Below are 8,802 nucleotides of genomic sequence, written 5' to 3'. Positions count from 1 at the left end.
AACCCCTTTAGCGTCACAAGACCGTATTTTCTCTTGTTACTTCCTGTGGCGTTAAGATTGCTGTCTGCCGGGTCCCACTCCACTCTGGCCCCTTCAGGCATGTGCCCTGCAATTTGTGGAGAAGTTTTATCTGAAGTCAGTTTCGCCGTCAGCCAGTCCATTTCAGAATATGCTCTTAGAGTATCCTGAATGACCCACTGATTTTCTGCTTCAGCCTCATAAGCTGAATACGGCGCAAGATGCATATACAGGGTATAGAAATGCAGTCCGCTGGTTTCTTTCTCCCCCGGTTGAATAAAGTGTTTAACCAGAACAAACGAACCGGAAAAGCTCAGTGGGCCGGATTCCCATGCAAGCGTCAGATAATCCCTGCAGACACGATAAGCAACCACTTCCCCATCAGCCATGCATCGAATTGCCTGCTCACCTTTAAAAGGAACTGGAAAATCTATCGCTTCAAGTGGAGACTTACCGCTAAGCGCACACCACGGGGTCGTTGCTTCGGTGATATGGATCCCGCCATGCCACATGCCACTGCGGCCAATCATATACTGCCCGGTGGATTCCCCCCCGACATGAGAGAGGATCTCTTCCTGATTTTTGAACTCATTTCCCCGACTGTTGGAAGGGATTGGCCAGACAATTTTGGGTAATACAGACACGATTCACACTCCCTGTCAGTCATTGAATGACTTACTGCTGATTTTGCTTTCCTGAGTGATATCCGTCAGGCTGAAATTGGGTGTTTCGTTGGGAAGATTTGCGCCCGAGCCTGGTACCAGATAGTTCGATGTTTTCATAATGAACTCACCAGATGAACCATGCTCAATCCCGTTCTTACTCAGCTTCAGGTAAGACCCGCCACCGTTCAGCGTCAGGGTTTCCGGGGTGCTGATAATAATTTCGTCTTTACTACTGGTCACCGTCAGCTGCTTTTCAGAAAACAGAGCCATCGTGTTGTGCTGAGCCTGAATCTCGATGTCTCCCTGGTTGGCAACCAGCTTCGCCCCGTCTTTATGCACAAACAGACCCAGGGCTTTTTCTACCGTTACAGACAGATTTTTCATCGCACCGATATCAAGATGTTGACCGGCATTGATCATGGTATTGCGGGTACTGCTGAGCTGAAGATGTTCACCTGAGGTAAACGCCACCCCCTGCGGAGCGCTACCCAGCAGGACCGCAGACTGGAGGTCCCTGATTTTGTCGGTCACAAAACTAATCTGGGTATTGATATCAGAGACCAGTGCTCCGGCGGCTTCAGCTGCGCTGTTCAGCGCCTGCATCTGGCTGTTGGCCTGATTAATCTGACTTATCGCAGGGGCCATTTCCAGTACCGGTCCCTGGGCTTTGGCCTGGGCATCAGCCGTCAGGAACAGTCCTTTTGCCGCACGTACAGCACCATGCTCATCCGTTCGCAGTTCGAAACCGGCTCCGCGCTTTTCACGCTGGCTGTTGACCAGGTGTCCCATGTTCAGCTGCGTTTTGCCATATTCCGTCGCGAGCTTGATATGCTCTTCCTGGCGCTTATCCTCCATCCGCAGCTTATTGTTCGCCGGCGTGCGCCAGACGTTCCGCGTATGATTGTCACTGGTGACAGGGTCCGGATGTTCTGAGTCGTGCAGGGCATAGGCGATGTAGGGCCGATCCGGGTCTCCGCCGTCAAATACGACGGCCACTTCCGTTCCGTCGATAAGCGGTGAGTGGAAGCCGTACGTATCACCGGCATAGGGCCTGGCCAGCCGCAGCCACAAACAGGCATAACCCTGTTCAGTACTGTTGCGGTCAAAGTCCAGTTTTACCCGGTAGCGTCCGTCCGGATCGAGCCAGGAACAGGTGTCACCTTTCTGTGTGCTTTCCACCCGGGCCGGAAGCGAGCCGGATATCACCGGGCGATTGAGCAGCGCCGGACGATAACAGACGGATTCGCTATACGGGATGCCTTCAAAGGTCAGGGTAAAGCTACTTTTTCGTGAGCCACTGGTGCGCACCGTGGTGATGACAATGCCTTCTTTCACGGTATCGGGAAGCGTTCCGTCAGTTTCCAGTACCTGACCTGGAGCCAGATGAGGGCTGGAGGAATGCCCGCTGACGTGATATTGCGCATTCAGAATACGTTCGTGACGCAGACGGGCGAAGTATGCCCCGGTCTCCGGGCTTTCAGCGTCACCTGCTGTCAGGAAGGGCTCTGCATAATGGTACGTTTCCCCGGTGGTGATCCCTTCTTTGCTGAAAATGCTCTCGATACTGTCCTGAGGTTGTAGCGCTTCACGGTAGTTGTAGTCCCGGGTGGCCACACTTCCGCTCACCACGTTATATGCGGTCTGAATATCCCAGATGCTCTCCTGCCCGCTGTCACTCATCCCGGCCTGGTTGCGTAACGGTAGCGTGACACCAAATTCATACTGCTGCTGGCTGTCCTGGAAAATCACCACGTCCTGTTCAAGACGGCTGTCCATTTCATAGCGCCAGTAAATGCCCACTTCTGCCAGCAGACGCTGGATAAATTCAAGGTCGGTTTCCCGCCACTGGGTGATGAGCTCCCGGGAGGGGTATTCGCGGGAGAGCCGGAACTCAAAATCAGGCCCTTCCAGACCGTGTTTACGCAGTACCTGTTCAACCACTTCAGTGACTGACTGATTGAGGTAGATCTCGCTCCCTTTCGTATAGCCCAGAAGGGCAATTCGGGGAACGATAGTCAGCGCGTAATGGGTCTCATCATTCGAGGTAGACACGCGGCGAAACGACTCAACTACGCCAAATACCGTCCTGACCGGCAGGGCCGGAGTTCCGTCAAACACGGGTGTCTGGAAAGTGAATGAAGCGGGCTTCAGCAGTAACGAGTCACAGGCAATATCCGCAGAAGAGCAGGTGACCGCCACGTTATAGCGCCAGGGCTGGCTGAGTGATTCAACGGCGTTGTAACGTAACACATCCAGGAAATGGTCGCATTCATGCACTTCAACCCGGTACAGTGATTGCCCTAAAAGCTGATGTACCAGGCTGGTAGCCTTGTTGGAGAGGGAACTGCTCATGACGGCTCTCCTTCTGCCTGCTCCAGCAGTTTCAGCAGCCAGTGCTCAGGCGTGATTTCTGTATGCGCACGGGACTGACATAAAAAAGCCGCCCCCTTCAGTGCTCTGGCGTAATAAGGGGTAAGTCGTCGTAGCAGGACTGCTGAATGATGTTCCATGTCGTTCCCTCTTGTTCAGGCACGCTACCGCCCCTGGCCGTCAACCGATGCCCATAAGGTTCATGCCGATAAATTGTGAGACTGCTCTGCAAAGCGTCCGTCTGACAGGCGCTGTGCGGAGTAAAAAAAAGGCGGGCAGAAAGGATCTGCCCGCCAGAGTCTTATGCTGTGGTGCGTTCATTCCAGGAATCGGAATGAATGATGTTGCCGTCTTTGTAGGTCCAGGTGATTTTTTCGTAGTGCAGCTCGATCTGCTCAAGGTGGTTATGCTTCTTGAAGGAGGCATCCTTAATGTCAGCGCCGCCATCGTCTTTCAGCCACAGATAAACTGGGATTGCCATGTTTACTTCTCCATTTCTTGAGTTGAAACGTCACGTACATCCTGTGACGCGTGTTATGCGCCAGGCAGACGACAGGCGTCAGCCTGCGGTACCAGACTGATCTCGACACGGCGGTTATGCGCACGGCCATCAGGCGAGTCGTTTGATGCAACCGGTCGGCTGTCACCGTAACCCTGCACGTCAATGCAACTTTCCGGGACGTCCCAGGTATCACGCATCCAGTTACGAACGGCCTCCGCTCGTTGTAAAGACAGGGTCTGGTTAAGCTGAACGCTGCCGGTATTGTCTGTGTGGCCACTGACCACGATGAGCCAGCCTGGTCTGGCTTTGACCCCTGCCAGTGCATTGACGAGTATTTTGGCAGAGCCGTCTTTGAGTGCCGATTTGCCGGAATCAAACAGCGACATGCCGTCGAGACGAACAATTTTCGGTACTGGTTTTTGTTTAGATGCTGGTTTTGGTTTAGGTGTTGGTGGTGGAGTCCAGGTATCGATAGCCTGTTGCACGGCCAGCCACAGGCGTAGCCCCGGGTAATAGCCCAGGCTGTAACGCAAAGGCTCTCCCTGACGCTGCCAGCGTTCAAGCAGGAGCGCATCCAGCTTCAGGGCGACCAGTGATTCTGCCTTAGGGCGATAGTGGTTCATCGGGATTGCATTCCAGCGCTGCAAATCGGTGCTCACCTGACAGATCAGGTCACGGTTATTGAGCGCAGAAATACCCAATGCGGTCAGAGCACACACCCACATCAGCAGGACCAGGCGACGGGTACGGTGCCCCCCCTGCACCGTTGATGCAAAAGGTGCCAGCAGCGGCAGAACCGCATCCGGAAATAAACTTACCGGATCTGTCTGCCCAGGCTTTCGGGAAAACTGCAAACAGGTGCGGGAATATAGCCAGTCGGTCCAGACTGACTGGGTTTCGGGAAGGACGGTACCGAGGCGCAGTGCCACGGAAAACGCTCGTTCAGGCGGGGTTAACCGATCAGGTTTCTCAAGCTCATCAGTCAGGGTTTTACGGATAAATGAAAATGCCTGACTGATCACGGGTAGCGCCGTAATATTGTCATTAGCCTGCAACCAGTCGATGAAAGCCTGCGGCGAATCATTTACCGGACATACAATCGGCTTGTCACCACGAACGATTATCCACGGAGTCTCAGGTCCGGAGAATTCGGCACTCACCACAACCGGTAGAGTGAAACCCGTCAGAGTTTTGATTTGTTTACTCTGCTGGCGGAGCGTCTTTAATGTGGAGCGCAGAACAGCTTCATCCTGATGATGGTCTGGCAGGCAACGGTACATAACCGAAAGCTGACCGACCTGGCGTGGGAACTGCGTCTGTATGCTGCGGACAACATCCGTTAACCGGCTGACGTCATCGGCCCGGAGCCACCACCCCTGAGCTGTTTTACGCAGAGGATTCCCCTGAAACAGCGCACCCAGCCTGTCACCGCATACCAGTACAACGGGGCCCTGGGTGTCGAGTAGTGGCAGGTCAGCAGCTGAAACAGATGTTTCGGATACCGACTGCTCCCGGCTGCAGTTATTAAAAACAGTCCAGTCTGCCAGCAGGAGGATCAGCACCGTGGTCAGGCCTTTAAACACGTTCCCTGTTGGGATGAAATACCAGAGCAACCACAGCAATGTGGCAACAGCTGCAAAGGTGTGCAGGGCAACCGGAATAATGACTGATCTACGCATTAGTTACGTAGCTCCGGTATTTGTGCTGACAAGAGTGCCTGGAGCCACAGATGACCGCCCCACCAGATAACACCGGTAAGGATGATGGCAAGCGCTATCCAGAACCAGACTGAACGCATCAGACTCCAACGATGTTTCCCCATCCGGTGAACAATCAGTGACAGGCCTGCATCAGGCGGAGAGCATCGCTCAGACAGGGCTTTGACGACTTCATCCCGCTGCGACTGACTGACCGCCTTCAATCCGTACACCCCCTGAAAACCCAGGGCAATTACCCGGTGATAACACGTCAAAACGGCTGGGTTCGGTGAGGGCTGACGCAGGACCTCTGCAATGCTATCCCACAGAGCCTCACCTGCTCGAAGTGATCCGAAAAATCGTGCCTGAAGCGGGACTTTACGCCATGCCACCTGGCCCTCATCAACTTTCGGCTCTTCTCCTTCCTCGCACTTTTCAGGCTTACGGCTCATCACCGCCTCGTCCAGCAAGGCACATTGTGCGTAGGAAATATGCCCGACACTGTCCTCGTCATAACCGGCACGCTCCAGCGCTTCCCGCACACTTTCAACCTGTTTAACGCACTTGTCGTAAAGCGCACTACCATTGAGCGTGACGGCGCCTTTCTTCAGCATGGTGACGGTGAGCCAGGTCTCTGTCATCAGCTGGTCGATATCGATATCCTGTTTCATGAGCGCAATACCGCAAACAGTTCAAGTTCCAGTGCGCCAAGCATTTCAGGCACGTAGAACATACACACGCCCTGCTCCTGCATTTCATGCGCAGCGGGGCTTTCCATATCAAGCGCGAAGTACTGGTTTTCCATGCGTACAGGCAAAGCCGCCGGGACCCTGCTGACAGGGATCAGAGGGATCCCCTTGAGTGCAACACCATAGATCTCATTGACGTCATCAGGTGAACCCGCCTGACAAAGTGCCGGGAATTTATCGGCAACCTGCCAGGCCGGTATGTCTGAGCGAACAGAGAGGTAGAGGTCCGCCTCTTCGCGCAGACGAATATCGTGAAGGTTTGCTTTCCAGGTTTGGCCGTCCGGACGGGACATTTCCAGAGCAATGACCCGGGATGGCAGACTTGCCTCAAGTAACCCCGAGATCAGGTCAAACAGCGGAGGAAACGTATTGGCGGGATCCTCGTGGTCATACCCCGGTATGGCGTCGAGATCATGGTCCAGGGAAAAGGTCAGCATGCTTCCTGCCAGGCGTGCAAGCTCAGCCCACACCTGTTCAGGCGGACGGGAAGGAAAACGTTCGTATTCCGTCAGCACCCCAGCGTGGGAATTTAGCGCATTCAGCAACCAGAAAAGGGAAACATCGGCGACGGCAAAATCGGCAAGTCTCTCGTTGCTCTCACGACGCATTGTCATCAAACGTTGGCGTCGGGAACGTAACTGGCGATTTAGCAGCACCAGACGTTCGCGAAGAACCGGGCTTGCCGAAAATGACGCAACGGGAGGAATGAAAGACGGGTCCAGTAGCCACGCATTATGTCCGTTCCGGATTAGCCTTGCTACAGGGCAGACTTTCCAGGAATCATTACTTTCATGGGCAAACCGGATGGAGAAATTGAACCGGGCAACTGCCATTGATTCTTCTTCAGGCCCAAATGCATCCGGCAACGTCACCCATTCTTCGCGATAGCGAAGCGGTCGATCCGGGAAGATGCCTTCCTGCTCAACGTTGGCAACACCCGGCTGCATATGAGGCAGTGCGATAACGACAGTTACTGCATCAAGACCTGCCAGCTGACTGGCATCTAACTCACGTGGCGCCGGAGGCAGATCGCTTCTTTGCGCATCAATCAGCGTTCCATCTTCCAGCCAGAGACGTAACTGCGTAATCTGGATCAGACCCGATGAAAGAAGACTGTCGTTAAACTCAATTTTTTCCACACCCCAGGGGAATGCAGATGTCAGTGCGGTTGCACCGGCGCTGCGAAAAGACTCCCATTCTGCCTGCTGCTGGAACTGCTGAGGAGACAGTAAAGCCCCCTCGTTCCACAATGGACGATAAATTTTCATCTCTGCGCCCGCCTTATGCTTTTGCTTTCGGCATCTGAGATACCCGCGACAGATTGACGTCCATATCCTCTCAGGGTGTTAGCAACATCAATACTGACCTCTGGGTTAAGCTCGGATAGAACGCTATTAAAGTTGTGTTTTGAAATAGTTAACTTGCTGCGTTCAGAAAGCGGGAGAGTTTCTTTGCCGTTGCTGAAATTTCCCACCGCGAGAAGTTTTAAGGGCAACTCTACTTTCTTTTGGGCAGAACCCGTGTGCAGGTCAGGCTGGATGTTGACGCGTGCTTTTGGCACTTCATTCTGGAAGCTGGAATCTGCCATATCATTCCCTTTGTTGGGCAGTGGTGATAGTTACCACGAGGTATCTTTACAAAGCGATGATAGAGCGTTTTGCTAAAAAATATCAACTTTGCAGATCAAAAATCTATTCTTAGAATTTTATTAAGAATTTTCATCTGTTGTGTAACAGGGCGCATCTCTAAGTATTGGGGTAAAGGTTTTTTTGTTCACTGCTTATGTCGTCATTTACAGGGGGATTAACTATAAGTAGGTGCCTTGGCGGTTGAATGTTTCATATGTGATCTTTTATTGATTAAGATCAGTGCAATGAGTGTGATGACTGCCTGGTGTGGATGCGTGCCTTTGCACTGATAACTCACTGTAACAGTTACATTTTTTGTTACATGTCGTTGTGATAAAAATCCGAAAGCGGACTTATAGGAAAAACATTGTAAGTAATGGAGGGTATTTCGTTTTAAAAACAATCTGATTTGTATGACGTTGAATAAGTTACGGGTTATGTGGCAGGTTTCAGCATCAAAATCGTTGTTTCTCAACCGGTCGTTTACGAAACCGCGCCCGTGGTTACTGGGCGCGGAAAAATCCAGGTTTCCGGTGAAAAAAACTATACGGCATTTCTTAGAGGGTCTTGACTCAATCGGATAACCTAAATGCGATGACCACTGACTTTAAATCAGGCCCTTACAAATCAGGAGTGGTTAAATAATGCGCTTAACGTACAAAATTTTCCATTTCCCAAACCGACCCCACATACGGCTCGCGAGTCCTGCGGACAGTGTCTGTTATGATGATGGATGCAGGGCTACCTGCGGCAAACTCCGATTCAGCCATGAAGCACACTATACCGGGTGCGCACTTTCACTGGATCCACTACACAGGGTACAGCTTTCACTTCAGTATCATCACGTTATCAGAGCCGATCATCATTCACGATACACTGTACCAGGTAAAGTTTCCTAACCGTGCCGCCACGCTATCAGGTATGGTGGCAATAACGTGATCCACTATACCGGGTGAGGATCATATTCTTGGCTAAAATACATACAAGACACCCAGAAAAGGCAGAAGAAAATGGACTGCATCGGGGTAGTGGGGCTGATGCCACCCGGTGTAGTGGAGATACACTATACGAGGTAAATCAAAGCGAGAGGAGAAGGATATCCACTATACCGGGTAACACAGGCAACTACGTTATCAGGCATCGATCATGGCTTTGTAGTGGTCAACAAAAACT

At 52.3% G+C, this 8,802-nt stretch carries 5 protein-coding genes and 3 pseudogenes; all 8 read right to left on the bottom strand.

The features are described 5' to 3' along the window. Window positions 1–662, bottom strand: a pseudogene (locus FEK43_RS21900) (hypothetical protein); the annotation flags it as partial. Between the two features lie 15 nt (window positions 663–677). Next, window positions 678–3,035, bottom strand: coding sequence for a type VI secretion system Vgr family protein (gene vgrG / locus FEK43_RS21895; protein WP_135408872.1), 2,358 nt, complete (start codon window positions 3,033–3,035; stop codon window positions 678–680). Further along, window positions 3,032–3,193 carry a hypothetical protein gene (locus tag FEK43_RS22885; protein WP_167850501.1) on the bottom strand — a complete coding sequence of 54 codons (162 nt, stop codon included), beginning with the start codon at window positions 3,191–3,193 and terminating at the stop codon, window positions 3,032–3,034. The genes vgrG and FEK43_RS22885 overlap by 4 nt, the downstream gene beginning before the upstream one ends. 161 nt (window positions 3,194–3,354) lie before the next feature. Further along, a pseudogene (locus tag FEK43_RS21890) lies at window positions 3,355–3,489 on the bottom strand (type VI secretion system tube protein Hcp); the annotation flags it as partial. Window positions 3,490–3,587: 98 nt separating this feature from the next. Further along, complete coding sequence (locus tag FEK43_RS21885; RefSeq protein WP_135380926.1) at window positions 3,588–5,234, bottom strand: OmpA family protein; 1,647 nt, start codon at window positions 5,232–5,234, stop codon at window positions 3,588–3,590. Then, window positions 5,234–5,923 carry a type VI secretion system protein TssL, short form gene (gene tssL, locus FEK43_RS21880; protein WP_135380928.1) on the bottom strand — a complete coding sequence of 230 codons (690 nt, stop codon included), beginning with the start codon at window positions 5,921–5,923 and terminating at the stop codon, window positions 5,234–5,236. The genes FEK43_RS21885 and tssL overlap by 1 nt, the downstream gene beginning before the upstream one ends. Next, a complete protein-coding gene (gene tssK, locus FEK43_RS21875) occupies window positions 5,920–7,269 on the bottom strand; it encodes a type VI secretion system baseplate subunit TssK (RefSeq protein ID WP_135408870.1) in 1,350 nt (449 codons plus the stop codon). The genes tssL and tssK overlap by 4 nt, the downstream gene beginning before the upstream one ends. Before the next feature lie 53 nt (window positions 7,270–7,322). Further along, window positions 7,323–7,589 (bottom strand): annotated as a pseudogene (locus FEK43_RS21870) (type VI secretion system contractile sheath small subunit); the annotation flags it as partial. Window positions 7,590–8,802 lie beyond the last annotated feature (1,213 nt).

It is taken from the genome of Escherichia sp. E2562, assembly GCF_005781075.1.
GTDB lineage: Bacteria > Pseudomonadota > Gammaproteobacteria > Enterobacterales > Enterobacteriaceae > Escherichia.
The sequence above is the reverse complement of the archived record's forward strand: the minus strand, read 5'-3'. Positions and strand labels throughout refer to the sequence as shown.

What these genes read in the sequence shown, in the direction of transcription:
- vgrG (WP_135408872.1), bottom strand. Translation starts at nt 3,035, where the DNA reads ATGAGCAGTTCCCTCTCCAACAAGGCTACCAGCCTGGTACATCAGCTT.
- FEK43_RS22885 (WP_167850501.1), bottom strand. Translation starts at nt 3,193, where the DNA reads ATGGAACATCATTCAGCAGTCCTGCTACGACGACTTACCCCTTATTAC.
- FEK43_RS21885 (WP_135380926.1), bottom strand. Translation starts at nt 5,234, where the DNA reads ATGCGTAGATCAGTCATTATTCCGGTTGCCCTGCACACCTTTGCAGCT.
- tssL (WP_135380928.1), bottom strand. Translation starts at nt 5,923, where the DNA reads ATGAAACAGGATATCGATATCGACCAGCTGATGACAGAGACCTGGCTC.
- tssK (WP_135408870.1), bottom strand. Translation starts at nt 7,269, where the DNA reads ATGAAAATTTATCGTCCATTGTGGAACGAGGGGGCTTTACTGTCTCCT.